The organism is Allobosea sp. (assembly GCF_051860145.1).
Classification (GTDB): Bacteria; Pseudomonadota; Alphaproteobacteria; order Rhizobiales; family Beijerinckiaceae; genus Allobosea.
In genome coordinates, this window is record NZ_JBHYEM010000001.1 from 579,909 (window position 1) to 604,572 (window position 24,664).

Consider the following 24,664-nt stretch of genomic DNA (forward strand, 5'->3'; position numbering starts at 1 on the left):
ATTGAAAGCATGACGTTCACCATCGTTGCCCGTTGCCCAGACACCGAGTTGCTCGGCGTCTGCCTCGCCACCAGTCCGCTCGGCGTCGCCTCGCGCTGCCCGCATGTACGCGGCGGCGTGGCGGCGATCTCCTCGCAATGCCATTCGGACTGGCGCCATGGGCTGGTCGGCCTCGAGCTCGCCGCCAAGGGCTGGTCTCCCGAGGAGATTCTCGCCGCGATGCGGCAGAAGGACCGCTTCTTCGATTACCGCCAGGTCGGCATCGTCACGGCCGACGGCCGGGCGGCCGCGTACAGCCCGTCGAAGGGGAAAGCCTATACCGGCCATCGCCTCGGCGAGGGCTTCGTCGCGATGGGCAATGGGCTCGCCGGCTCCGCGGTCGTCGACGCGATCCACGACGCCTTCATCGCGAACGCGGCGGTGCCATTCTTCGAGCGGCTGGTGCGGGCGATCGAGGCCGGAGCGGCCGCGGGCGGCGAGTTGATCGGACACAAATCCGCCGGCCTCATCGTCTGCGCCCCCGCGGTCGAGAGGCCGCTGATCGACCTGCGGATCGACATGGCCAACCCGCTGCCGGCGGATGGCGGCGACGCGGTGCGCGACCTGCGCCGCGTCTTCGACGCCTACCAGCCGCTCGTGCCGTATTACGCCGACTATTGGCTCGACCATCCCGATGTCTCCTATGCACAGTATCTCGACATGACGGCTTCCCGCGGCGCGGAGGTCGCGGCAGGATTGCCGTGACAGCCGGAATCGCTGCCCGCGAGGGCAGCTGACGGCCACCGCGGCCGGCTCGCCCGCAGGGGAGGATATCGTGAAGAAGCTGATCAACGATCCCCGCAAGGTCGTCAGGGAGATGCTCGAAGGGCTCGTCGCGCTGCATCCCGGGCTTGCCTTGCTGGCGAACCACGACGTCGTGCTGCGCAGTGACCTTTCGGAGCCCAACAGCCGCCATGTCGCCGTGATCTCCGGCGGCGGCGCCGGCCATGAGCCGGCCCATGCCGGCTATGTCGGGGCGGGCATGCTGCACGCCGCCGTCTCGGGGGACGTCTTCACCTCGCCCTCCGTCGATGCCGTGCTGGCCGCCATTCGCGCCGTCGCCGGGCCGGCGGGGGCGCTCCTCATCGTCAAGAACTACACGGGCGACCGTCTCAATTTCGGCCTGGCGGCGGAGATTGCGCGGGCCGGCGGCATCCCGACCGAGATCGTCGTCGTCGCGGACGATGTCGCGTTGCGCGACACCGTGCCGAAGGAGCGGCGCCGCGGCATCGCCGGCACCGTCCTGGTCCACAAGATCGCCGGGGCCCTTGCCGAACAGGGCCGATCACTGGCGGTGATCGCCGCGGCGGCGCGGGCCGCGGCGGCGGCCACGGGCACCATGGGCGTGGCGCTGGGGGCCTGCACCATCCCGGCGGTCGGCGTCCCCGGCTTCACGCTCGGCGAGGACGAGATCGAGTTCGGCCTCGGCATCCATGGCGAGGCCGGCGTCTCGCGGCAGCAGATCGCCACCGCCGACGCGATCACCGACCGGATGCTCGAGATCATCGTCAGTGAAGGCGCTCACGGTGCCGGTACGCGCATTGCGCTGCTCGTCAACAATCTCGGCGGGACGACGCAGATGGAGCTCGCCGTCATCACGCGGCGCGCCCTTGCCCGCCTGCGCGAGCAAGGGCTGATCGTCGAGCGGGCCTGGGCCGGCACCTTGCTGAGCGCGCTCGAAATGCCGGGCTTTTCGCTGTCGGTGATGGCGGTCGACGACGCCAGGCTCGCCCTCCTCGATCACGCTGCCGCAGCCCCGGCCTGGCCCGGCGCCGGCATCATTCCACAGACGCTGAGCCTCGTCGGCGCAGACGAGGTGGCGGCAGCCGATGAGATCGTGGCGTCGGCCGACAGCCTGGGCGCCGTGGTGCGAAGCGCCGCGCTCGCCTGCGCGACGGCGCTGGAAGCGGCCGAGCCCTATCTGACCGAGCTCGACAGCAAGGCCGGCGACGGCGATCTCGGCGTCAGCATGAGCCGGGCTGCCGCCGCGATCCGGACCTGTTGCACGGTAGACCGGTCCGATAGCTCAGCCGCCGTCCTGGCGCTTCTCGCCGGGCAGTTGCGGCGTGCCATCGGCGGCAGCTCCGGGCCGTTCTACGCGGTCGGGCTCTTGCGCGCCGCACGTCGGCTGGCCGAGGGGCCGAGCACCGGCCTCGCCGACTGGGCCGATGCATTCTCCAAGGGTGCCGACGCGGTTTCCGAACTCGGCGGCGCACGCGCCGGCGACCGGACGATGCTCGACGCTCTCCTGCCGGCTGCGCAGGCCCTGGCGGAGGCGGCGCGGCACGGCCTGCCTCCGTCCCAGGCCTGGAGCCTGGCGGCCGAAGCTGCGCAGGCCGGCGCGGAGGCCACCGCCACGATGAGGCCGCGGCTCGGGCGAGCGAGCTATCTTGGCGAGCGCGCGCTCGGCGCGCCGGACGGCGGAGCCGCCGCGGTTTCGATATGGTTGGGAACGCTTGCTCGTCGCTAGCCCGAGGGCACGAGTCTCACTGCGAGTGAGACAGTCTCATCTCCGATGAGATCCGACACAACAACACCGGCGAGCGCAGCTATTTCAGCTTCATCACCTGGATCAGCGCCGGGGTCATGATCACCACGAACAGGACCGGCAGGAAGAACAGGATCATCGGCACGGTCAGCTTCGGCGGCAGGGCTGCGGCCTTCTTCTCGGCTTCCATCATGCGCTGGTCGCGGCTCTCCTGCGCGAGCGTGCGCAGCGCCGTGCCGAGCGGCGTACCGTAGCGCTCGGCCTGGATCAGCGCCGTCGACACCGATTTGACGCCTTCAAGCCCGGTGCGCTGGGCGAGGTTCTCGTAAGCCTGGCGGCGCTCGCTCAGATAGGAGAGCTCGGCCGTGCACAGCGCGAATTCCTCGGCGAGCGGCACGGACTGGCCGCCGATCTCGGTCGAGACCTTGCGGAAGGCATGCTCGATCGACATGCCGGATTCGACGCAGATCAGCAGCAGGTCGAGCGCGTCGGGGAAGGCCTGCCGCATCGAGGCCTGGCGCTTCGATATCTGGTTCGAGAGGAAGATCTCGGGCGCCTTGATGCCGAGATAGGCGCCGCCGATCGCCATGCCGACACGCACGATCGGAGGCTGTCCGAAGGTCTTGATGAAGAAGACGTAGAGCAGCGTGAACAGGAAGAGCCCGATCGGCACCACGAGGCGGAAGAACAGAAAGCCGATCTCGGCCTGCTGGCCGCGATAGCCCGCCATGACGAGCTGCTTCTTGGCGGTCTCGGTGCCGAGCCAGTCGCCGAGCTTGAAGCGCTCGACGATGCGCTTCATGAACTCCTTCGGCTCCTGGCGCAGCGAGACCCGGTCATTCTGCCGGTTGAGCCGCTCGCGCTCACGCGCGCGGATCTTGTCGCGCTCGGTCGCGACGTTCTTCATGCGCTTGCCGAGCGTGTCGCCCTCGAGAAGCGGCATCGCGAGCGTCAGCACCGTCGCCGCAGCCGCGACCGCGGCGAGCAGCGCGAGCAGGAACTGGCTGTCGGCGAGCTTGTCGGCGATGAGGGTGATCATGCAGCCGCCTCAGATGTTGAAGTTGATCATCTTGCGCATGACCATGATGCCGATCAGCATCCAGACGGCGCAGGCGACGAGCGCGACCTTGCCGGTCTGGGTGATCCAGAGCAGCTCGATATATTTCGGGCTGGTGAGATAGACGAGGATCGCGACGACCGGCGGCAGCGCGCCGATGATCGCCGCCGAGGCCTTGGCCTCCATCGAGACCGCCTGGATCTTGTCGCGCATCTTGCGGCGCTCGCGAATGACCTTCGAAAGATTGCCGAGCGTTTCCGAGAGATTGCCGCCGGTCTTCTGCTGGATCGCCAGCACGATGCCGAAGAAATTGGCCTCTGCGCAGGGCATGCGCTCATAGAGCTTGGAGGCCGCCTCGGTCAGCGGCAGGCCGAGCCCCTGGCTCTCGATGATCAGCCGGAATTCGGTGCGCACGGGTTCGGCTGCTTCCGAGGCGATGATGCGCAGGCAGTCATTGAGCGGCAGGCCCGACCTGATGCCGCGCACGATGACGTCGAGCGCATTGGGGAATTCGTTGCCGAACTTCTTGAGCCGCTTCGTCCGCGCCCGCGACAGGAACCAGCGCGGCAGTCCAAAGCCGCCGATGAACAGGCCGACGGCCAGCAATATCAGGTTGCCGGTCGCAACGAAGAACAGGATGCCGGTGACCAGGCCCGTGATTGCGCTGACGATGTAGAACTTGCGGCGGTCCCAGTTCAGGCCGGCCTGCAGGAACTGGATCTCGAGCGTGACCTTGTTGCGGGCGTTCTCGCGAGCCTCGATCTCCTTGAGGCTCTGGGCGATCTGGCCGCGCTTCTGCCGCGCCAACGCCTCGCGGTCGACCATCCGGGCCGCGACCGGAGCCGCAAATTCCTTGCGGCGCTTCTCGGCCCGGGCCTGGCCGCTCAGCATCGGATAGAACAGCGCATAGACCACGCCGCCGGCCGCGAGCGTCGCCAGGGCGACGACCGCGATGAAGCTCAGATCCATGGCACAGGTCCGATCATGTTCCCCCGTCAGGCCGCGTTGGCTTCGTCCGAGGACTCGAGCTGGTCGATCGCGGCGGCGAGCCGCTGCTCCTCGCCGAAATAGCGAGCCCGCTCCCAGAAGCGCGGCCGGCCGATGCCGGTCGAGCGATGGCGGCCGATGAGCTTGCCGGCAGCGTCCTCGCCGAGCACTTCGTAATGCATCAGGTCCTGGGTGATGATGACCTCGCCCTCCATCCCCATCACCTCGGTGATGTGGGTGATGCGGCGCGAGCCGTCGCGCATGCGCTGGGCCTGGATGATGACGTCGACCGAGGAGCAGATCATCTCGCGCAGCGTCTTCGACGGCAGGCTGAAGCCGCCCATGGTGATCATCGATTCGATACGGCTGAGACATTCGCGCGGCGTATTGGCATGGAGCGTGCCCATCGAGCCGTCATGGCCGGTGTTCATCGCCTGCAGCAGGTCGAAGGCCTCCGGTCCGCGCACCTCTCCGACGATGATGCGCTCCGGGCGCATGCGCAGGCAGTTCTTGACGAGGTCGCGCATGGTGACCGCACCGGTGCCCTCGAGATTGGGCGGGCGGGTCTCGAGACGCACGACATGCGGCTGCTGGAGCTGCAGCTCGGCCGCGTCCTCGCAGGTGATCACCCGCTCGTCGAGCTCGATATAGTTGGTCAGGCAGTTGAGCAGCGTCGTCTTGCCCGAGCCGGTACCGCCCGAAATGACGATGTTGCAGCGGACCTTGCCGATGATCTTCAGGATCTCGGCCCCGGGCGGCGAGATCGCGCCGAAGCGGACGAGCTGATCGAGCGTCAGCTTGTCCTTCTTGAATTTGCGGATGGTCAGCGCCGGCCCATCGATCGCGAGCGGCGGGGCAATGACGTTGACGCGCGAGCCGTCGGCGAGGCGGGCGTCGCAGATCGGCGAGCTCTCGTCGACGCGCCGGCCGACCTGGCTGACGATGCGCTGGCAGATGTTCATCAGCTGGGCGTTGTCGCGGAAGCGGATATTGGTCAGCGTGATCTTGCCGGCGACTTCGATGAAGGTGCGTGAGGCGCCGTTGACCATGATGTCGGCGATGTCGTCGCGCGCCAGCAGCGGCTCGAGCGGGCCGTAGCCGAGGACGTCGTTGCAGATGTCGTCGAGCAGTTCCTCCTGCTCGGCGATGGAGAGCACGACGTTCTTCAGCGAGATGATCTCGTTGATGATGTCGCGGATTTCCTCGCGCGCCGATTCGCCGTCGAGCTTCGCGAGCTGAGAGAGGTCGATCGCCTCGATCAGAGCCCCGAAGATCATGCTCTTCATCTGGTAGTATTCGTCGGATTTCGGCGTCTCGACGGGCGCCATCGCCGCCACCGGCACCTGGACCGGGCGGCGTGCCTCGGGCGCAGGCGCGGACTGTCCCGGCGGACGAGCTGCCGGAGCCGGAGCCTTCAGGTTCAGAGCCGGCGTCGTGGCTGCGCCGGTGGATCGCTTTCCGAACATCTCATCCCTCTTTCGCGGCCGCGGCCGGCCATCCGGCCGACCGGGGCGAACAGGTCCTCGAACGGGCGCCGCTCACGGCTCTAGAGCAGGATGCGAAAAAGTGGGAACCGGTTTTTCGCATCGATCCTGCTCTAGCTCTTTAGTGAGAGACGGATTCAGCTTTCAGATGGGATTGCTGTGCGATTCCATCTGAAAGCATCCGGCTCTAGGCCCTGCGGCGCTTCAGCTTGGCGACCAGCGGCTCGAACAGGCTGCGCTTGCCGCGCTTGGCCTCGCCGCGCCCGGTCAAAGCGCTCGCGACCTGGACAAAGGCCTCGTTGATCTTGCCGCCCGACTGCACTTCCGCGATCATCTGACCGTTATTGGCGGCGGTTCCGAAGACCTGCGCGTCGAACGGAATCGACGTCAGCACCTCGACGCCGAGCGCCTTGGAGAATTCGCTCGCGTCGATCTCGGGGCGCTTGGGCACGCCGACCTGGTTGAGCACCAGCCGCGGCACCGAGTCGTTGGGACGGCTCGCCCGCGCCAGGTCGATCAGATTCTTGGCATTGCGCAGCGAGGCCAGTTCCGGGGCCGCGACGATCACGACCTCGTCGGCGCCGACCAGGGCACGCTTGACCCAGGCGCTCCAGACATGGGGCACGTCGAGCACGACGCAGGGAACGCTGGCGCGCAGCAGATCGAAGAGCGGGTCGAATGCGTCTTCCGACAGATCCAGGGTCCGGTCGAGCATCGCCGGCGCCGCGAGCAGCGCGAGGTTGTCGCTGCAGCGCGACAGCAGCCGGTCGAGCATGTTGGCGTCGAGGCGCTCGGGGGCGAACACGGCTTCCGCGATGCCCTGCGGCGGATCCTGGTTGAAATCGAGCCCGGCGGTGCCGAAGGCAATGTCGAGATCGACGATCACGGTCGAGGCGTCGAGATTACGCGCGACCGCCCAGGCGACATTGTGGGCGACGGTCGAGGCCCCGACGCCGCCCTTGGCGCCCATCACGGCAATGACGCGACCGAGATTGCGCGCGCCGGGCGCGATATAGAGCTCCGAAAGCGTGCGCAGGATGTCGAGCGGCTCGAGCGGCGCGATCAGGTATTCGCTGACGCCGCGACGGATGAGGTCGCGATAGAGCTGCACGTCGTTGACATGGCCGACGACGACGACCTTGGTCCCGGCGTCGCAGCTTTCGGCGAGAGCGTCGAGATGGCCGACCAAAGTCGCGGCATCGGACACCGTTTCGAGCACGATGATATTGGGGGGTCGGGGAGGTCCGGAAGGCTTCGACGGCCGCGGCCGGCCCGCCCATCTGGACGCGCGCATGAGCCTTGTCCATGCGCCGGTCGGCGATGGCGCCCTGCATGGTCGCGGCGAGACCCGGGGTCTCGCAGAAGGCCTGCAAGGTGATGCGCGGCAGCGGCGCGATAACATCCTCGCCGACGCCGTTTCCGGCCTTGCTCTCGAAATTCGCGGCCGGATCCATCAGCGGCCTCCGACAGCGGAATTGATCTGCGGCGTCTCCTGCCGATATTGCGTCGACGGATCCTTGCCCTCGCGCAGCTTGCCGATCGCGTTCATGCGCTTGACGATGTCGGCACGGCCCTCGGCGCGGCTGCGGACGAGGTCGATCGGATCGGCGACCTGCGCCGCCAGCGTGGCCTGGTTGGAGCAGCCGAAATTCCACATCGGCTCGTTCGACATGTCCCTCTTGAAGTCGGAGACGCCGGCATCCTCGGTCCATTGCCCGCAGGAATGCGGAAGGCCGGCCTGCAGGGAGGCGAAGGTAAGGCGGATCGGCGAGGCGAGGCCGGGATCGGCGACCGGGTAGGTCCGGACAGAGAGCGCGCCGGGCGCCACGCCGCCGCGCGCCAGAGCCCTGCGGATGCCGTTCAGCGTGTCGTGCGCCGCCATCTCGCGGCCGGAGCCGGTCGGAACCTGCGCGACGAGCCCGCCGCGCCCGGAATGCCGAAACTCCCTGGCGAAGGAGACGACATCCTCGGACTGTCTGGCGTCGAGGCTCCCGCCCGCACGGCCGACGAAGACGTCGAGCGAGCGTGGTGCGTCGCGCAGCACGATCGGGTGCCTTTCGCGCACGTCGCTGGAGCTGATCGAGCCCGTCACGTCCGTCCGCGTCGTGCAGGCGCCGAGCGACAGCCCCGCGAGGAGGCCGGCCGCAAGGCGCCAGCGACTCGGTGCGTGCAGTTTCCGAACTGTCATGGCCGGTTCATCCCTCGCAGCTCGTGAAGCCATCAGTCCGCGATGAAGCCGACGCGGCCCTTGTAGGCCTGCGGCAGCGGCCCGCTATTGGTGCCGTAGATCTTGTTCAGCCGGCCGAGCAGAACCGCCTGCGCGTCATGCACGTCGACGAAGCCGTCATCCGGGCGCTGGACCTGGTTCGGCTCCATCGGCTTGGCGATATAGGGCGTCGCCGTGATCAGCAGCTCGGTCTCCTCGCGCTGGTAGTCGCGCGAGCGGAAGAGCACGCCGATGACCGGCAGGTTCATCAGCCCCGGGAAGCCGTTGATCGATTGCTTCGAGACGCGCTGGATCAGGCCCGCCGTCGCCAGGGTGCCGCCGGAGGGCAGCTCGACCGTCGTGTCGGACTTGCGGACGCGGAAGGCCGGAGTATTCAGCGCCTCCTGATTAGGCCCGGTCAGGCGGAGCTGGTTCTCGAAATCGAGCTCGGTGACCTCGGTCGCGATGCGCATGCTGATCTTGTTGTCGGACATCACGATCGGCGTGAAGTTGAGCGCGACGCCGATCGGCTTGTACTCGATCTGGAGCTGACAGGTCTGCCGGCCCAGGACGTCGAAGGAGCAGGTCTGCCCCTTCGGCACGGGTACCTCGCCACCGGCGGTGAACTTGGCGCTCTCGCCGGAGATCGCGGTCACGGTCGGCTCGGCCAGAACGCGGGCGAGGCCGGCACGCTCAAGCGCGCGCAAGGTGAAGTTGTTGCTGTTGCCTATCCCGGCGCCGATCGCCGTCGCAGCCAAGGCCTGCGGCTGCAGCGGGAAAGGGTTGTCGATGCTCGGCGTGATCGAGAAATTGCCGAGCTTCCATTCGCCGGTCGAGTTGATGCCGAGCTGCTTGATCGCCTTGCGCGAGACTTCCGAGACGACGACCTTGACCATGACCTGGTCGCGGCCACGAATGGTCATCGCGTTGATGACCGAGCCTTTCGAGGAGCTGAAGAAGCCCCGCGAGGTCCCGACGAAGGCATTGGCGATGTCGACCGCCTGGGTCGCCTCGGAGGCGTTGGCGACATTGCCGACGAGCAGGATCGTGTCGCCAGCCGGCTTGACCTCGATCTGGGCGCTCGGCATCGCGGCCCGCAGGGTCTGGCGCAGCACGTTGAGATCGCGCCCGACCGCGATCTCGAGCGCCGAGATCTGGCGGCCCTCGGCGTCGATCACGAACATGGAGGTCGAGCCATCGGCGATGCCGATGATGAAGAGCTTGCGGGCCGAGCGGACGACCGCGTTGGCGACCCTCGGATTGGCGACGAAAACCTCTTTCGCGTCACGCGGCAACTCGACGATCACCGAGCGGCCGATGGAGAGGTCGAGCTTGCGGGCGATGGCATGCTCGCTCGCACCGACATTCAGGACCGGCGCCGGCGCCGTCGACTGGGCGCTTGCCGGTGCCGCCAGCAGCAGGCTCAGAGCGGCGGAAGCGAGGAGGCGGTGGAGGATCATGGCTTCGCGCCTCTGCTGGTGATGCCGTAACGCACGAGCGTCAGGCCGCCTTCATCGGCGGGCCGGCCGACGTCGCCGGCATCCTTGAGGCTGCGCAGGGCCAGTGACAGCGAGCCGGTCTTTTGCGCCTGGGCGACGATCTCGACCTGGCGCGGGTCGAGCTCGAGCGTCGCCGTCTCGCCGATCACCACCTTCTCGCCATTGCGCTCCTGGATGTTCTGGCCGATCGCCAGCACCCGGACATTGACCAGGATGGTTTCGCTGACGAAATTCTCGTTGGCGTTGGGACCGTTGTCTTCCTTGTAGGTGCGGACGACGTCGACCCGGTCATTCGGCAGGATGAAGCCGCCGGCCGTATTGGCGCCGCGGCTGTCCGTCGTGATGGCGGTCGCGCGCATGCCTGCGGGCAGGACCGCCGAGAGGAAGCCTGTACCGTCGGTCCTGATCAGCTTGTCACGCCGGATCGGCTCGCCGCCGGAGATCGCGAAGCGGGCGAGCTGCCCGGCCAGTTCGGTTTCGGCCTCGGGCGTCTCGTCCTTGCGGACGACGCCGGCCGGCACGCTCGCGGCGGGCCAGTCCAGCCAGCGGATGTCGCCGGCGGCGAGCGTGTTGCCGACCGGGATGTCGGCCGCCGCGACCAGCACCGGCACGGTCGGCGCCGGCTCGTAGCGGGTCACGGGCGTCGACGTCTTGGGGCGCTGGATCAACAGCGCAGCGCCAAGCCCGGCGACGAGCGCGACGGCAAGGATGATGATGCGGGCAGGAGTCATGAAAACCGATCCTCAGCCAAACCGAATTGGCTCCGGCGAAGATCGTGCCTTCCGAATCGTCAACTTATGGTTAACCGGACGTATCTTTTTCGCCGGTATCGGCTGCGGCGGCGCGTCTCAGGCGCCGATCGCGGCGCGCCAGATCGCCGTCTGCGGCAAGATGATCAGCGCCGAGAAGGCCAGCGCGACGCCGTAGGGCACGCCCTTGTTCGCCGCGTGCAGCCGGCGAGCCCAGGCCCAGCCCTCCGCCACCGCCGGCAAGGGGCTCGAGCGCAGCTTCAGGATCACGAAGGTCAAGACACCTCCGAGGATGGCGGCGATCAGGAGATAGGGCATCAGTTGGTCGAAGCCGAACCAGAGCGCCGTCGCCGCCGCGAGCTTGGCGTCACCGCCGCCGATCCAGCCGGCCGCGAAGAAACCGAAGCAGATGACGAGCATCAGCGCGCCCGCGGCGACATGCCAGCCGATCAGGCCCCAGGGCATGCCGAGCAGTCCGGCGCAAACGGCGAAAAGACCCACGAGCGCCAGGCAGAGCCGATTCGAGATCGTCATCGAGACAAGATCGCTCGCGGCCGCATAGGCCATGGCGGCGGGGAAGAGCACCAGCAGAGCGATGAGAGCGGGCGTCATGGGGCGCTCCAGTGCCAGGCACGAGGTTCAAGCAACATACGCGCCCGGCCTCACCAAAGCCTTACAGTTTCACTTCAAAGCAAAAGCGCCCCGGCGATCTTCCCGGGGCGCTTTATTGATTATGCCGTAGCGGGCCCAGTCGGGCCCGCACAGAGCTTACTTGTTGAGCTCACCGGCAATCGTCGTGAACTTGGCGGTCAGGCCTTCACCGACCGAGGTCATCGCGCCAATGGCGACGACGGCGATCAGGGCAGCGATCAGGCCGTATTCGATGGCGGTCGCGCCGGACTCGTCCTTGGCGAAGCGAGCGAACAGATTCTTCATAGCGGAACTCCTTTTGCACCACGGTTTGACTGCTGCCTTCGCTCTGAGCGGCTTCGGTCAGCGACAAGGAGGACACTACCCCCGCCCCCTTGCTGATCAGTTAAACGAAACGAAGAATTCGACTGATTTACAGGACATCGTTTCGATGGTTAACGCTGGATTTACAACATACTAGAGCCTATATATGAGTGAATTTTTATTCAAGATTGCCTTTGTTCAATATTATACCTGACTTCCAAAGCTGATAACTTTTTCCCGAAAGGCCTCTTTGCCGAAAATGCTACGTTTCGAGGGCAGATGGAGCCTTCCCTTTGGGAAGAAATGAACAAAGAAACGCCTCGCGAAGGCATTCTTAGGGATTGATTCATCATTTTCGGCTTTGCTCCCGATGTTGGAAATCTTGGGGCGCGTGCCATGTCGACTGTCCTGCCCGGTTCTCGCACCCGCCGTCCCTGCGGTCTGTCGCTGACCGTGGCCCTGTCCGGGCTGCTGATGCTGGCGGGACTGACGGCCGCTAGCGCGGCATCGACCACCGGCAAGCCCGAAACCGTGATCGTCACGGTCGATCACGCCAAGGTCGTCCGGCTGCCCGAGAAGGCGCAAACCGTGATCGTCGGAAATCCTGGCATCGCCGATGTCTCGATCCAGAAGAACGGCGTCATGGTCGTGACCGGCAAGAGCTTCGGCGTCACCAATCTCATCGCCCTCGACGCCAGCGGCACATTGCTGGCTGAATCGCTCGTAAGCGTGGGCGCGGCCGGGGATTCAATCCTGACAGTACAGCGCGGCCTCGATCGCGAGAGCTATTCCTGCACGCCGACCTGCCAGCCGGCGATGCAGCTCGGCGACGCGAACCGCTATTTCGGCGAGATCGGCGGACAGACGACGCGCCGCAACGCCTTGGCCACCGGCGACAAGAATTAGGCGCGCGGCAGACGACCGCTCGCGCAAGGTGAATCCCCTGCTAACGCGCACGGTTCCCAGCCGCGTTCGGCTCTAAGAGATCGGAAATTCTTTTCGCTTAGGCTCCTTCCGATCCGATGGACGTGTCCGCGCTCCGTCGCTTCAACGCCATTCGGACTGCGCAGTCCGGCAGTCGATCGAGAGTCAGGCCATGACGGATCATGCCATCGAGGAGGAGCGTCCGCCGGCGCCTCGCCCCGCAAGGCGGCGCTGGAACGTTCTTCAACGTTTCCGCCGCGATCAGCGCGGCGTGACGGCGATCGAGTTCGGCCTCATCGGCATCCCGTTCTTCATGCTGATGTTCGCGATCCTCGAGACCGCGCTGATGTTCTGGACGAGCCAGGTGCTGGAGGAGGCGCTGACGCAGACCTCGCGCCGGCTCCTGACCGGCGAGGCCTTGACGCGCTACGCCACCGGCAGCGCCGCCGACAAGACCGCCGCCTTCAAGACCGACCTCTGCGCCAATGCACCCGGACTGGTCGACTGCGACAAGCTGACGGTCGATGTCCGCAGCTACGCCTCCTTCGCGAATGCGCGGGCCGGCACCGATGCGAGCAACCCCGTCAGCGGCGGCAACCTCAATGTTTCAGGCTTCGGCTACACGCCCCCGCAGCCCAGCCAGATCGTCGTCGTGCGGGCCGTGCTCGAATATCCGGTCCTGCTCAGCGGCTGGAACAGCGCACTTGTGAATATCGGCACGGACAAGCGCGCCCTTGTCGCGACCATGACCTTCCGCACCGAGCCTTTCCCGATCCCGAGCACGTGAGCGGGCGCATGACGATATTCCACTTCCTTTACCGCGAGGGCGTCGCACTGGGGCAGCTGGCTCGGCGCGCGATGCGCGACCGCGACGGCATGGCCGCGGTCGAGTTCGCGCTGATCGCGACACCAATGCTGGCGATGTACTTCGGCATCGTTCAGGTCGCACAGGGCGTGATGATCGACCGCAAGGTCACCCAGCTCAACCGGGCGCTCGGCGACCTCACCTCCCAGGCGACGACCATCTCGAATACCGAGATGGCCAATATCTTCGCCGCCAGCACCATGGTGATGGAGCCGTTCACCAGTGTGGCGCCGGATATGGTGGTCGCCAGCATCGTCGTCGATGCTGCAGGTGTCGCGAAGGTCTGCTGGAGCGACGCGAGCCCACCCGCCGGCGCGCTTTCGCCGGGCTCCGTCTTCACGCTCCCGGACGGACTGAACGTGCCCAAGAGCTCCCTGATCATGGCCCGGACGACCTATCGCTACACGCCGACGATCGGCTCCGCCATGACCGGGCCGATCGACATCAAGAGCCACGACATCTTCATGCGGCCACGCCGCGGCGCCTTCGGCGGCGTGGGCAAGATCGAGCAGGTCGAGCGACAGAGCAAGGCGATGTGCCCGACCTGAGCCACCCGGCCCAAGCGGGCCGGGCGCAAATGGGCGCCTCAGATCGTCTGGTTGTAGGCGCCGACTTCCGGATTCTCGCGCAGGACGCCGTCGATCGCCTTGAACATCTCGCGCATGCGCGCTTCCGAGACGGGGCTCTCGCAGACCACGACCAGTTCCGGCTTGTTCGAGGAGGCGCGCACCAGGCCCCAGGTACCGTCCTCGTTGACGACGCGCACACCGTTGACGGTGATGACGTCGCGGATCTTCTGGCCGGCTATGGTCTCGCCCTTGGCCTGCATCGCCTCGATCCGCTTGGTGACCTTGTCGCTGACGCCGTATTTGATCTCGTCGGCGCATTTGGCGGCCATGGTCGGCGTGCCCCAGGTCTTGGGGACGGCGGCATAGAGCTCGGCCATCGACTTGCCGGGGTTGCGGTCGAGCATGTCGATGACGGCGATGGCGGTGACGACGCCGTCGTCATAGCCGCGCCCGACCGGCGCGTTGAAGAAGAAGTGGCCTGATTTCTCGAAGCCCGCCAGCGCGTTCAGATCGCGCACGCGGCGCTTGATATAGGAGTGGCCGGTCTTCCAGTAATCGGTCTTGACGCCGAGCTTCTGAAGCTCGGGATCAGTGATGAAGAGCCCGGTCGATTTCACGTCGACGACGAATTGCGCACCGGGATGCAATTTGCCGAGATCGCGCGCCAGCATCACGCCGATCTTGTCGGCGAAGATCTCCTCGCCATGATTGTCGACCACGCCGCAGCGGTCGCCGTCACCGTCGAAGCCGAGCGCGACATCGGCGCCGTGCTCCTTCACGGCATCAGCCATGGCGTGCAGCATCTTCATGTCTTCGGGATTGGGGTTGTAGCGCGGGAAGGAATGATCGAGCTCGGCATCCATCGGGATGACCTCGCAGCCGAGCGCCTCCAGGATCTGCGGCGCGAAGGCGCCGGCCGTGCCGTTGCCGCAGGCGGCGATGACCTTGAGCTTGCGCTTGATCTTCGGCCGGTCCGTCAGGTCCTTGAAGTAGAGCGCCGGGAAATCCGGGACGAACTGGTAGGAGCCGCCGCCCGAGAGGTCGAAATCGGCGGCGAGCACGATGTCCTTGAGCTGGCCCATCTCGTCGGGGCCGAAGGTGACGGGACGCTGCGCGCCCATCTTCACGCCGGTCCAGCCATTGTCGTTATGCGAGGCCGTGACCATGGCGACGCAAGGCACGTCGAGGGCGAACTGGGCGAAATAGGCCATGGGCGACATGCAGAGCCCGATATCGTGGACCTTGCAGCCAGCCGCCATCAGCCCGGTGACCAGCGCCATCTTGATCGAGGCGGAATAGCCGCGGAAATCATGGCCGGTGACGATCTCGGGCTTGACGCCCATGCGCTTGATCAGCGTGCCGAGGCCCATGCCGACGGCCTGAACCCCCATCAGGTTCAGTTCCTTGCCGAAGAACCAGCGCGCATCGTATTCGCGGAAGCCGGTCGGCTTCACCATCGGCAGGGATTCGTAGTCGAACGTGTTGGGGAAGAGCTCGGGCAGGGGCTTGGGGAACATCAACGCATCCATTGCAAGGGACAAGACGGGGCGAAGGAAGCAACAAGCTCCATGAATGCAGCCTGACCGTGACACGGCCGCGACGCAGACCCCGGCATAACCGATCGTATCGGATTAGGGAACGCCGGGCTCAGCCGCGCAGGATCATGCGCCCGGTCTGGACCTCGTAGCCCCGGAGCTTGCCGAGGAAGGAGGTGCCGAGCAGGCTGACCGAGAGCGCACCGGCCGGCAGCACGACCGCCTCGACATTGCGCACCAGGATATCGCCGAGCCTGATCTCGCGCAGGTTGACGCGGGCTCCGCGCACGACGCCGTTGGCGGTGCGGAGCATGACATTGAAATCCGAGGGCCCGGGCCGGATGCCGAGCGCCCTGGCGTCGCTGTCGGTCAGGGCGACGAAGCTCGCGCCGGTGTCGACGAGCATCCTGACCCGGTAATTGTCGATCGTCGGATGAACCATATAGTGGCCGCTGTAATCGGCGGCGACGGTCAGCGTCGCGGGGCCGGCGGGCCGTGCCGGGGCGGAGGCGGGCGTCGACGCGCTGCGGCGGGGCGCGGCCATGGCGGCCGCGTTCGGGGCGTCGTCCTCGACGATCCCTGCCAGCCGCGTGCCGTAGGACAGCGCCGCATAGCCCGTCAGGAAGGCGATCCCGAGCGCCCATATGATCGGCCGTTGCGCCATCTGCCCCATGTCCCGCTCAACGGCGTCGAAAGTGCCGGGGAGACCCTGACGAAGGGTGAAGAACGAGCCGCAGATTGACGCGTTTCGCCACATCTCGCCCGTCTAGCGCCAGACAGACTTAACCTTTCGTCACCTGGGTCGCCGATTCATTGGGTCGCCGATTCAGAGGAAGGCGTGGCCGGCAAGCGCCTCGATCTCGGCACGCCGCGGCACGCTCGGCTGCGCGCCGACGACGGTGCAGGCGAGGGACCCGGCCGCGAGCCCGCGCTGAAGCGCGCTGGAGAAGCCGTAGCCAGCGTCGAGCGCCGCGGCGAAGGCGCCGACGAAACTGTCTCCTGCTGCAACGGTGTCGACGACCTCGACCTCCGGCGCCTCCAGCCGGCGACGAACGCCGCCATGCCAGCCGACCACGCCATCGGCTCCGAGGGTGACGATGCAGGCGACACCGCGCTCGGCATCGACGCGCTGCGCGAGGGCATCGGGCACGAGCTCGCCCCAGCCGAGCGCGCCCGCCAGCACCGCGGCCTCATGCTCGTTGACGATCAGGATATCGAGGTTGTCGAGCAATTCGGCCGCAGGAACGCCGGCCGGGGCGAGGTTCAGGATCACGCGACCGCCGGCCTTGCGGACCAATCGCGCGGCGGCGATGCATTCAGCCTCCGGCACCTCGCGCTGGAGCAGCAGCACGTCGCGCTTGCCGAGTGCCATCGCACTCAACGCCTGTGCGCTGGCGAGGGCGTTGGCGCCGGCCGCCACGACGATCTGGTTGGCGCCGGCGGCATCGACCGCGATGAAGGCGGCGCCCGTCGGCGCATCGACGCGGGCGACCCCGGCGAGATCGACGCCATCGGCCGCGAGCAGCGAGAGGGCGATCTCGGCGAAGGCGTCGCGCCCGACGGCGCCGATCAGCGCGACCTCGGCACCGGCACGGCGAGCGGCCAGCGCCTGGTTGGCGCCCTTGCCGCCGGGATGCAGCGCATAGGCCGGGCCGATCACCGTCTCGCCCGCGCCGGGCAGGCGCTCGACCGCGGTGACCAGGTCGACATTCAGCGAACCGAAAACGGTGATCATGCGACGAGCCCGGCGGCGAGCCGCCTGACGCCGGCGATGAAGGCGGCCTCCGGCGCGGTGATGCGGAAGCTCAGCCCGGCCGCCGTCAAAGCGGCGGCGTAGCTCTCGGCCAGCGCGCCATCGGCGACGAGTTCGATCTCCTTCGGCTGGCCGAACAAGGCCCGCGCGCCGGCGATCTCCTGCGCCACCAGCAAGGCCGAGAGATAGGGGCCGACGGCGCCGCCGCGCATGCGCCCGGCCAGCACCTCGGTCCGCGCCGCGAAAGCCGCGTTCAGCAGGCCGGCGGGCCGGGCGGCGGCTGCGAAGCCCCGGCTTGCGCCATCGACCGCATCGCCACCCGCAGGCTCTTCGGCGAGCCGGGCCAGGATGGAGTGCTGGCGCAGGAGGCCGTAGACCTCGCCGGTCATGAAGCTGGCGAAACGCTCGATGCGACCGGCCCTCACCTCAGCCCATTTCGAATGGGTGCCCGGCAGGCAGGCGATGCCGTCCTGCAATCCGAGCCCGACGATCAGCGTCTCCTCGCCCCGCATCACGTCGAAGGCGCCGTCATCATCGGAGAGGCCCGGCAACACCGTCACCGGCGTGCCGTCCTCCAGCGCCACCGCGATCCCGGCGGCCGCGATCGCCTCGGTCGAGGCCGGGCAGGCGACATAAGGCGCCTCGACCCAGCCATTGCGGCTGCCGACCATGCCGGCCAGCACGATCGCGGCATCGGGGCGGACGCGGCGGAATTCTCCGGCGATCGCCGCGAAGGCAGCCGGGAAACCGCCCGCCGGCACCGACTGGATGCCCTGGTCGGCGATGCGCCGGTCGAGCACCGTCCCGTCCTCACCGATCAGGAAGGCGCGGGCGCGCGTCGTGCCCCAGTCGAGCGCGATCAGGGGTCTGGGCATGGCAGGCTCCGGCACGAAGGCCGCCGGACCGGCAGCCGCTGAAGCATGTGAATAGCGCGATATCGTTATGCTTCAAGGCTCGCGGTGCTGAAGTGCATCGTGTTCAGGACGAAACGGGCGTCATCCCGGACAAGCCGCGAAGCGGCGCAGCTCCGGGATCCATCGTAAGACTCTGCGCCCTATGATGGATCCCGGCGCTCCGCTGCGCTACGGCCGGGATGACGGGGCTCTCTTCTAGACGTCGAAGAAGACCGTCTCGCCCTCGCCCTGCAGGCGGATGTCGAAGCTGAAGACGCCATCCGAGCCACGCTGCGCGATCAGCGTCTCGCGACGCTCGGCCGGAACCAGGGCCAGAACCGGGTCGGTGTCGTTGGTGGGCTCGTCCGAGAAATAGATCCGTGTCCCGAGCCGCACCAGCAGGCCGCGCGCGAAGACCGAGACGGTGAGATGCGGTGCCTGGAGGCGGCCGTTCGGTCCGGGCAATGCGCCCGGCCGGATGGTGGCGAAATGGAAGAAGCCTTCCGGCGTCGTCTCGGCCCTGCCGAAGCCGGTGAAGCCGGCATTGCCGGGCGCGTTGAAGCGACCGTCGGAATCGGCCTGCCAGATCTCGATCATCGCGTCCGAGACCGGCTCGCCGTCGCCGTCGAGGACATGGCCGCGAATGCTGATGCGTTCGCCTGCGACGCCATCGGTCGCGACCTGCTCGTTCGCCAGCTCCGCCCCGCCATAGGCGCGCGGCGTCAGGGCATAGGCGAAGAAGGGGCCGATGGTCTGGGACGGCGTGAGGCCGGGAGGCGCCTTGCGCTCAGTCATCATGCGGCTCCTCCAGCGGTGTCGCCTCGCGACCGCGCAGCACGATGTCGAACTGGTAGCCGAGCGCCCATTCCGGCTCGGTCGTGCCGAGATCGAAGCGCGAGACGAGGCGCTCGCGGGCGCGCTCGTCGGGAATCGACTGGAAGATCGGGTCATAGGCGAAGAGCGGATCGCCCGGAAAATACATCTGGGTGATCACGCGCGAGAGGAAGCTCGCACCGAACAGCGAGAAATGGATATGAGCCGGACGCCAGGCATTGTGATGGTTGCGCCAGGGATACGCCCCGGGCTTGACCGTGACGAAGCGATAGCGGCCATCCGCGTCGGTCACCGCCCGGCCCGCCCCGGTGAAGTTCGGGTCGAGCGGCGCCGGATGCTGGTCGCGGACATGGACATAGCGCCCGGCGGCATTGGCCTGCCAGATCTCGATCAGCGTATGCGGCACCGGCCGGCCATCCTCGTCGAGCACCCGGCCGGAGACGATGATGCGCTCGCCGAGCGGCTCGCCCTCGTGCTGGCGGGTCAGGTCGGCATCGCCGGGCTGGACCGCGACATGGCCGAAGACCGGCCCGGTCGTCTCCGACAGGCTATGCGGCAGCAGGATCAGCGGCTGCGAGGGCGCGCGCTTCAGCGTGCTCTTGTACTCGGGCGAGGCGTTGAGGGGATGGGCCTTAAGCCCGTCATGCGGATAGATCAGGCTCATGCCGCCACTCCATGCGCTCGCTTGGTCCGCAGGTGAAGCTCGCGCAGAACCTCGAGTTCCTGCGCGGTCGGCTCCGGGCTCTCGGCCAGTTCCCCGGCGAAGCGCAGGCTCCAGCCGCAACCGGCCTGGACCTGCTCGCGGGTGACGCCGGGATGCAGCGCCGTCACGGTCAGTTCCGCCGTCTCGGGATCGGGCTCCATGACGCAAAGGTCGGTGATGACCTTGGTCGGACCCTTCGTCCTGAGGCCGAGCTTCTCGCGGTCGCCCTTGCCACGGCCATGGCCGAAGGAGGTGATGAAGGGCAGCGTCTCGACGAAGGCGCGCGAGCCCATCGCCATGGTGATGAAGATCTCGCCGCAGCTCGAGGCGATCTCGGGCGCGCCGCCGCCGCCGGGCAGGCGCACCTTCGGCGCGGCATAGTCGCCGACGACGGTGGTGTTGAGATTGGCGTAGCGGTCGATCTGCGCGCCGCCGAGGAAGCCGATGGTGATCCGTCCGCCCTGCAGCCAGTAGCGGAACATCTCGGGCACGCCGACCGTGGTCAGCGCCGTGTCGCAGAGCTCGCCGTCGCCGATCGAGAGCGGCAGGACGGAGGGCCGGGTCGAGAGCGTGCCGGATTCGTAGATCAGCGTGATCTTCGGCGCGTGGGTGAGCCGCGCCAGGTTGCAGGCCGCCGACGGCGCGCCGATGCCGACGAAGCAGACATCGTCATTGGTCAAGAGCCGCGCGGCGGCGATGGTCATCATCTCGGTCGGGGTGTGGGTCATGGTCTTCACTCCGCCGCCTGGCGCTGCGGGCGCGCATATTGCGCGAAGGCGTCGGGGCCCTTTTCCAGCACATTGGCCTTCATCCAGGCCGCGAAGCTGTCGCGATCACGCGAAATCTTGTCCCAGGCGATGTAGAAATCGTTGCCGCGCTTGTAATAGCCGTGAGCATAGGACGGATAGGCGCCGCCTGGAACATGGGCGATGGCCGTGACCGTCCAGGACGGCAGGATCACTGCATTGGCGTTGCGCTCGCCGAAATCGTCGACGATCTCCTCGACCGTGACGAGCGAGCGCTTCGCCGCCAGCACCGCCTCCTTCTGCACGCCGACGATGCCCTCGAGCAGGACATTGCCCTCGCGGTCGGCCTTCAACGCGTGGATGATCGCGGCGTCGGGCCGGATCGCCGGGACCGTCGCCAGAACCTCGCCGGTATAGGGGCAGGTGACGGAGCGGATGCGGTCATTGACCTTGGGCAGGTCGACGCCCTTGTAGCCGCGGAAGACCGCGAAGGGCAGATTGGCCGCCCCGGCCTCATAGGCGTTGGCCATGGCGGCGTGGCTGTGCTCCTCGAGCTCCAGCCGATGCGGCCAGCCGTTCTCGACCGCGTCGCGCAGCCGGTGCAGCGAACCGACGCCAGGATTGCCGCCCCAGGAGAAGACCAGCTTCTCGGCGCAACCCATGCCGATCAGCTGGTCATAGACGAGGTCCGGGGTCATCCGGATCAGGGTCAGGCGCTTGCGACCCTGGCGAATCGCTTCATGGCCGGCCGCATGCGGGATGAGATGGGTGAAACCCTCCATCGCCACCGAGCAGCCATCGCTCAGCACCGTCTCGATACCCTGCGCGAGGGAGACGAATTCCGCCACCTTGACATCTCCTCAATTTGTGCGTTTATCGCACAATGTTCTGATTTTCGAACTTTAGGTTGCCACCATGAGTGGGTCAAGCGTGCGTCCTTCTCCCCTCGGGGGAGAAGGTGCCGAACGCAGTGAGGCGGATGAGGGAAGTCAAACGGTCCCTCATCCGTCTCGGCTTCGCCGAGCCACCTTCTCCCCCGAGGGGAGAAGGGAAGAACAACCGGACCGCGACCACATGGCCGCCCTCGAAAAGGGGCTGGCGGTGATCGAATGTTTTGATGCGGCCCATGACAAGCTCACCATCGCCGAGGTGGCGCGCGCGACCGAATTGTCGCGGGCCGCGGCCCGGCGCTGCCTGCTCACCCTCGCGAAGATCGGCTATGCCGAATTCGACGGCAAGTTCTTCCGGCTGACGCCGCGCGTGCTCCGGCTCGGCCATGCCTGGCTCGCCTCCAGCGCCCTGCCGCAGCTCGTCCAGCCCTTCCTCGAGCGCCTCTCCGAGGAGACGCACGAATCCTCGTCGGCCTCGCTGCTCGACGGGCATGAGATCGTCTATATCGCGCGCTCGGCGCAAAGGCGGATCATGTCGGTCGGCCTCTCCGTCGGCACGCGGCTGCCGGCCTTCTGCACCTCGATGGGGCGCGTCCTGCTGGCCTCCCTGCCGCCGGAAGAGGCGCGCGAACGCATCCTGGCCGGGCGCCCACGCGCGCTGACTGCGCATACGATGACCGATATCGACAGGCTGATGGTGGAGCTGGCCGCGATCCGTGAGCAGGGCTATGCCGTGGTCGACCAGGAGCTCGAACTCGGTCTGGTCTCGATCGCGGTACCGCTCGCCAACAACCGCGGCGAGGTCCTCGCCGCCCTGAACATTTCGGGACAGGTGCAGCGCACCTCGGCGGCGGAGGTCGTGGTGCAGTTCCTGCCGCGGATGCGGGCGATGCAGGCGCTGTTGCGCCCCCTGATCAAGTGAGGAGATGACAATGCTCGCGATGCAGGCCGGCGGCTATTCCGCGCGTGTCGTTCCCGAGGCCGGCGGCATCATCGCCGCGCTCGACTGGCGCGCGGCGGACGGGCGAAGCCATCCGCTGCTGCATGCGCCGGCCGGCGCGACGCCAGCGACCGCCGCGCCCAACATGTTCGGGACATGGGCGATGCTGCCCTTCGCCAACCGCGCCTTCGGCGGCGTGGTCGACGATGGCGCGCGCCGGTTTTCGGTGCCGGAGAACAATCCGCGCGGCGGCGGCAATATCCATGGCTTCGGCTGGCAGGCGCCGTGGCGGGTCGTGCGGTATGACCAGGGTCATACCGTGCTGGACCATCGCCGGGCGGACGGTCCGGACCCCTATCGCTACCTCGCGCGACAGGAAATCAGCCTCGATGAGGCCGGTATGACCGTGGCCTTCTCGGTCACCAACGAGGCGAATGAGGCCCTACCCTATGGCATCGGCCACCATCCCTGGTTTCCCTGCGCCGCCGATACGAAACTCGGTATGACCGCGGGAGGCTACCTCACTTTCGGCGAGAGCTTTCGCGCAACGGGTTCGCGGCGGCTCGGGGATGGCGGCCCCTATGCCGGCGACCCGGTCTTCGCGACCGGCACCGAGACGGCCTGGAGCTTCCTCGACTGGGACGGCACGGCGCGGATCGAGACCCCATCGCGGGGCCTCGCGATCACGCTGAGCGCCAGCGAGAGCCTGCGCTGTCCCGTGGTCTGGGCTCCTGCCGGCGCGGATTTCCTCTGCGTCGAGCCGCAAAGCCACGCCATCGGCTCGCCAAGCGAGGCGCCGGCGCGCGAGGTCTCGCCGCTCAAGCGGCTGCAGCCGGGCGAAACGCTGGCCGGCTGGCTGCGGATCGCGGCCGAGGCGATCTAGCGCCAGCCCGGTCCCGCCCGGTAGGGCTGATAGCCATAGGCGTCGGGCGGCAGGCTCGGGCGCATGAAGAGCTGGTCGCGCGCCGCGTCCCAGTTCGCGCCGCGGCGCTCCTGCGCAATGGCGGCGGCGCGCTGCTTGGCCTTGGCCTGGGCAATGGCAGCCTTGCTCTTGACCTTGGCCCTGGCGATCTTGGTCTTGGACCCGCCCGAGGCCTTGGCGAATTGCGACAGGCCGTCGCTCGCGGCTCCGTTCAGGGCGATCCGGGTCTGGCTCGCGCCATGCTTCTTGACCAGGGCGAAGAGCTTGGCGGCATTGGCCGGATGCAGGCGGATGCAGCCATGCGAGGCCGGCCGGCCGAGCGCGCCGACCGCACCGGTGCCATGAATGGCATAGCCGCCGCGGAAGAACACGGCATGGGGCATGGCCCCGCCATATTTGCGCGAGTACCAGCTCCGCTCCAGCCGGGTCGGCCGATAGACGCCGTTCGGCGAGCGGAAGCCCTTTCGGCCCGATGAGATCGCCCAATTGTAGATTTCACCGTCGCTCGTCGTCACCTGCATGCGCTGGGCGGCGATATCGACCCGGACCTGGACGCCAGCCTGGGCCGAAGCCATGCCGGCAAGCGAGAGAAGCATAACGGCGAGGACGCCGAGAACGCGACGCATCACACCACTCCTGATGACACAACCTGTTACGAGGATTCGGCGTTGTCGGATGCGAGGCTCCGCTGCCTTTCCCCTAGGAAACGCCCTTCAGCCTGTGGTTGTAAAGCGCAAAACCGGAACTTGGTTTCCAGGACCCGCGTCAGAGCATCGGCAGCGAGCGCGGCCTGGGCCCGCGCGGGAAGGCGGCATCGAGCCGCGCGATGTCGCCTTCACCGAGGGAAAGCCGCAGCGCGCCGGCATTATCCTCGACATGGGCCGCCTTCGCCGCCTTCGGAATTGCGAAGACGGATGGGCGGCTAGTCAGGAAGGCGAGCGCGACCTGGCGCGGCGTCGCGCCATGGGCCGCCGCGATCTCGGCGAGCAGCCGACCGCCGGCGCTGTTCGGCGTCGGAAAATCGTCCTGTCCGAAGGGACTATAGGCGGTCACGGCGACGCCGTGACGCTCGCACCAGGGGATCACCGCATGCTCGATCGCCCGTTCGCCGAGATGATAGAGCACCTGATTGCAGGCGATGTGCCCCCTGCCGGCGACGGCGAGCGCCTCGTCGAGATCGTCCGTATCGAAATTGCTGACGCCCCAGGAGAGGATCTTGCCCTCGCGCTGCAAGTCCTCGAAGGCGCCGAAAGTCTCCTCCAGGGCGTAGGAGCCGCGCCAGTGCAGCAGGTAGCAGTCGAGCCTGTCAGTGCGCAGGCGCTTCAGCGACTGCTCGCAGGCCTTGCGCGTGCCGGCGCGCGAGGCGTTGTGGGGCAGCACCTTGGAGACCAGGAAGACCTCGTCGCGACGGCCGGCGATCGCTTCGCCGACGATCTCCTCGGAGCGGCCGGAGCCATACATCTCGGCGGTGTCGACATGGCTCAGGCCGAGATCGAGGCCGCGGCGCAAGGCGGCGACGGCGCCGGCCCGGTCGGCCAGCTCGATGTTCCAGGTGCCCTGGCCGATGGATGGGATTGCCGGGCCGCCGGCTCCGAAAGCATGTTTCATCCGCGTTCTCCTGCCGCTC

The 24,664-nt window shown here is 67.4% G+C and carries 25 protein-coding genes and 1 pseudogene; 7 read left to right on the forward strand and 19 right to left on the reverse strand.

Translation table 11 applies throughout. The features are described 5' to 3' along the window. Window positions 1-9: 9 nt before the first annotated feature. Window positions 10-744, forward strand: coding sequence for a DUF1028 domain-containing protein (locus ACTIF2_RS02650; protein WP_439495464.1), 735 nt, complete (start codon window positions 10-12; stop codon window positions 742-744). 70 nt (window positions 745-814) lie between these two features. Further along, complete coding sequence (locus tag ACTIF2_RS02655) at window positions 815-2,509, forward strand: dihydroxyacetone kinase family protein (protein WP_439495465.1); 1,695 nt, start codon at window positions 815-817, stop codon at window positions 2,507-2,509. Window positions 2,510-2,588: 79 nt separating this feature from the next. On the opposite strand, the gene ACTIF2_RS02660 is transcribed toward ACTIF2_RS02655, so the two are convergent. The 9 genes and pseudogenes from ACTIF2_RS02660 to ACTIF2_RS02700 form a co-directional block, all read right to left on the reverse strand. After that, the gene (locus ACTIF2_RS02660) at window positions 2,589-3,566 is read right to left on the reverse strand and encodes a type II secretion system F family protein (protein ID WP_439495466.1); all 978 of its coding nucleotides are present in this window, start codon (window positions 3,564-3,566) and stop codon (window positions 2,589-2,591) included. A 9-nt stretch (window positions 3,567-3,575) separates the two neighbouring features. Beyond that, on the reverse strand, window positions 3,576-4,553 hold the full coding sequence (locus tag ACTIF2_RS02665; RefSeq protein WP_439495467.1) for a type II secretion system F family protein: 978 nt from the start codon (window positions 4,551-4,553) through the stop codon (window positions 3,576-3,578). 26 nt (window positions 4,554-4,579) lie between these two features. After that, window positions 4,580-6,037 carry a CpaF family protein gene (locus tag ACTIF2_RS02670; RefSeq protein WP_439495468.1) on the reverse strand — a complete coding sequence of 486 codons (1,458 nt, stop codon included), beginning with the start codon at window positions 6,035-6,037 and terminating at the stop codon, window positions 4,580-4,582. Between the two features lie 205 nt (window positions 6,038-6,242). After that, window positions 6,243-7,509: pseudogene (locus ACTIF2_RS02675) on the reverse strand (AAA family ATPase). Further along, window positions 7,509-8,243, reverse strand: coding sequence for a CpaD family pilus assembly protein (locus ACTIF2_RS02680; protein WP_439495469.1), 735 nt, complete (start codon window positions 8,241-8,243; stop codon window positions 7,509-7,511). The pseudogene ACTIF2_RS02675 and the gene ACTIF2_RS02680 overlap by 1 nt, the downstream one beginning before the upstream one ends. 32 nt (window positions 8,244-8,275) lie before the next feature. After that, window positions 8,276-9,721, reverse strand: a complete 1,446-nt coding sequence (locus ACTIF2_RS02685) for a type II and III secretion system protein family protein (protein WP_439495470.1) — start codon at window positions 9,719-9,721, stop codon at window positions 8,276-8,278. Continuing rightward, window positions 9,718-10,491, reverse strand: coding sequence for a Flp pilus assembly protein CpaB (cpaB, locus tag ACTIF2_RS02690; protein ID WP_439495471.1), 774 nt, complete (start codon window positions 10,489-10,491; stop codon window positions 9,718-9,720). Before cpaB ends, ACTIF2_RS02685 begins: the two co-directional genes overlap by 4 nt. Before the next feature lie 117 nt (window positions 10,492-10,608). Beyond that, on the reverse strand, window positions 10,609-11,121 hold the full coding sequence (locus tag ACTIF2_RS02695; protein WP_439495472.1) for an A24 family peptidase: 513 nt from the start codon (window positions 11,119-11,121) through the stop codon (window positions 10,609-10,611). Window positions 11,122-11,277: 156 nt separating this feature from the next. Further along, entirely contained in the window at window positions 11,278-11,445 is a 168-nt protein-coding gene (locus ACTIF2_RS02700) for a Flp family type IVb pilin (RefSeq protein ID WP_439495473.1), read from the reverse strand. Between the two features lie 414 nt (window positions 11,446-11,859). On the opposite strand from ACTIF2_RS02700, the gene ACTIF2_RS02705 reads away from it, so the two are divergent. From ACTIF2_RS02705 to ACTIF2_RS02715, 3 genes are all read left to right on the forward strand, one after another. Continuing rightward, a complete protein-coding gene (locus ACTIF2_RS02705; RefSeq protein WP_439495474.1) occupies window positions 11,860-12,369 on the forward strand; it encodes a pilus assembly protein N-terminal domain-containing protein in 510 nt (169 codons plus the stop codon). A gap of 190 nt (window positions 12,370-12,559) precedes the next feature. Beyond that, window positions 12,560-13,174: a TadE/TadG family type IV pilus assembly protein gene (locus tag ACTIF2_RS02710; RefSeq protein WP_439495475.1), complete on the forward strand. Its 615-nt coding sequence runs from the start codon at window positions 12,560-12,562 to the stop codon at window positions 13,172-13,174. 8 nt (window positions 13,175-13,182) lie between these two features. After that, the gene (locus tag ACTIF2_RS02715; protein WP_439495476.1) at window positions 13,183-13,800 is read left to right on the forward strand and encodes a TadE/TadG family type IV pilus assembly protein; all 618 of its coding nucleotides are present in this window, start codon (window positions 13,183-13,185) and stop codon (window positions 13,798-13,800) included. 38 nt (window positions 13,801-13,838) lie between these two features. Here the strand turns inward: ACTIF2_RS02715 and ACTIF2_RS02720 are convergent, their stop codons facing one another. The 8 genes from ACTIF2_RS02720 to ACTIF2_RS02755 form a co-directional block, all read right to left on the reverse strand. Beyond that, complete coding sequence (locus ACTIF2_RS02720; protein WP_439495477.1) at window positions 13,839-15,338, reverse strand: phosphomannomutase/phosphoglucomutase; 1,500 nt, start codon at window positions 15,336-15,338, stop codon at window positions 13,839-13,841. Window positions 15,339-15,468: 130 nt separating this feature from the next. Next, a complete protein-coding gene (locus ACTIF2_RS02725; protein ID WP_439495478.1) occupies window positions 15,469-16,020 on the reverse strand; it encodes a retropepsin-like aspartic protease family protein in 552 nt (183 codons plus the stop codon). A 162-nt stretch (window positions 16,021-16,182) separates the two neighbouring features. Next, entirely contained in the window at window positions 16,183-17,091 is a 909-nt protein-coding gene (locus ACTIF2_RS02730; protein ID WP_439495479.1) for a ribokinase, read from the reverse strand. Continuing rightward, window positions 17,088-17,984 carry a 2-dehydro-3-deoxygalactonokinase gene (locus tag ACTIF2_RS02735; protein ID WP_439495480.1) on the reverse strand — a complete coding sequence of 299 codons (897 nt, stop codon included), beginning with the start codon at window positions 17,982-17,984 and terminating at the stop codon, window positions 17,088-17,090. The genes ACTIF2_RS02730 and ACTIF2_RS02735 overlap by 4 nt, the downstream gene beginning before the upstream one ends. Window positions 17,985-18,218: 234 nt before the next feature. Then, on the reverse strand, window positions 18,219-18,797 hold the full coding sequence (gene pcaG, locus ACTIF2_RS02740; protein ID WP_439495603.1) for a protocatechuate 3,4-dioxygenase subunit alpha: 579 nt from the start codon (window positions 18,795-18,797) through the stop codon (window positions 18,219-18,221). Further along, window positions 18,790-19,500: a protocatechuate 3,4-dioxygenase subunit beta gene (gene pcaH / locus ACTIF2_RS02745; protein ID WP_439495481.1), complete on the reverse strand. Its 711-nt coding sequence runs from the start codon at window positions 19,498-19,500 to the stop codon at window positions 18,790-18,792. The genes pcaG and pcaH overlap by 8 nt, the downstream gene beginning before the upstream one ends. Further along, a complete protein-coding gene (locus ACTIF2_RS02750; RefSeq protein ID WP_439495482.1) occupies window positions 19,497-20,267 on the reverse strand; it encodes a CoA-transferase subunit beta in 771 nt (256 codons plus the stop codon). The genes pcaH and ACTIF2_RS02750 overlap by 4 nt, the downstream gene beginning before the upstream one ends. A 5-nt stretch (window positions 20,268-20,272) precedes the next feature. After that, window positions 20,273-21,133 carry a CoA transferase subunit A gene (locus tag ACTIF2_RS02755; RefSeq protein ID WP_439495483.1) on the reverse strand — a complete coding sequence of 287 codons (861 nt, stop codon included), beginning with the start codon at window positions 21,131-21,133 and terminating at the stop codon, window positions 20,273-20,275. Window positions 21,134-21,359: 226 nt separating this feature from the next. Here ACTIF2_RS02755 and ACTIF2_RS02760 point away from each other — a divergent pair, with 226 nt between their 5' ends. Further along, window positions 21,360-22,097, forward strand: a complete 738-nt coding sequence (locus tag ACTIF2_RS02760) for an IclR family transcriptional regulator domain-containing protein (protein ID WP_439495484.1) — start codon at window positions 21,360-21,362, stop codon at window positions 22,095-22,097. A gap of 10 nt (window positions 22,098-22,107) precedes the next feature. After that, entirely contained in the window at window positions 22,108-22,998 is an 891-nt protein-coding gene (locus ACTIF2_RS02765) for an aldose epimerase family protein (RefSeq protein WP_439495485.1), read from the forward strand. Here ACTIF2_RS02765 and ACTIF2_RS02770 read toward each other — a convergent pair. Both ACTIF2_RS02770 and ACTIF2_RS02775 read right to left on the reverse strand, forming a co-directional pair. Then, the gene (locus ACTIF2_RS02770; RefSeq protein ID WP_439495486.1) at window positions 22,995-23,663 is read right to left on the reverse strand and encodes a L,D-transpeptidase; all 669 of its coding nucleotides are present in this window, start codon (window positions 23,661-23,663) and stop codon (window positions 22,995-22,997) included. The genes ACTIF2_RS02765 and ACTIF2_RS02770 overlap by 4 nt on opposite strands. A gap of 139 nt (window positions 23,664-23,802) precedes the next feature. After that, on the reverse strand, window positions 23,803-24,645 hold the full coding sequence (locus ACTIF2_RS02775; RefSeq protein ID WP_439495487.1) for an aldo/keto reductase: 843 nt from the start codon (window positions 24,643-24,645) through the stop codon (window positions 23,803-23,805). Between the last annotated feature and the right edge of the window lie 19 nt (window positions 24,646-24,664).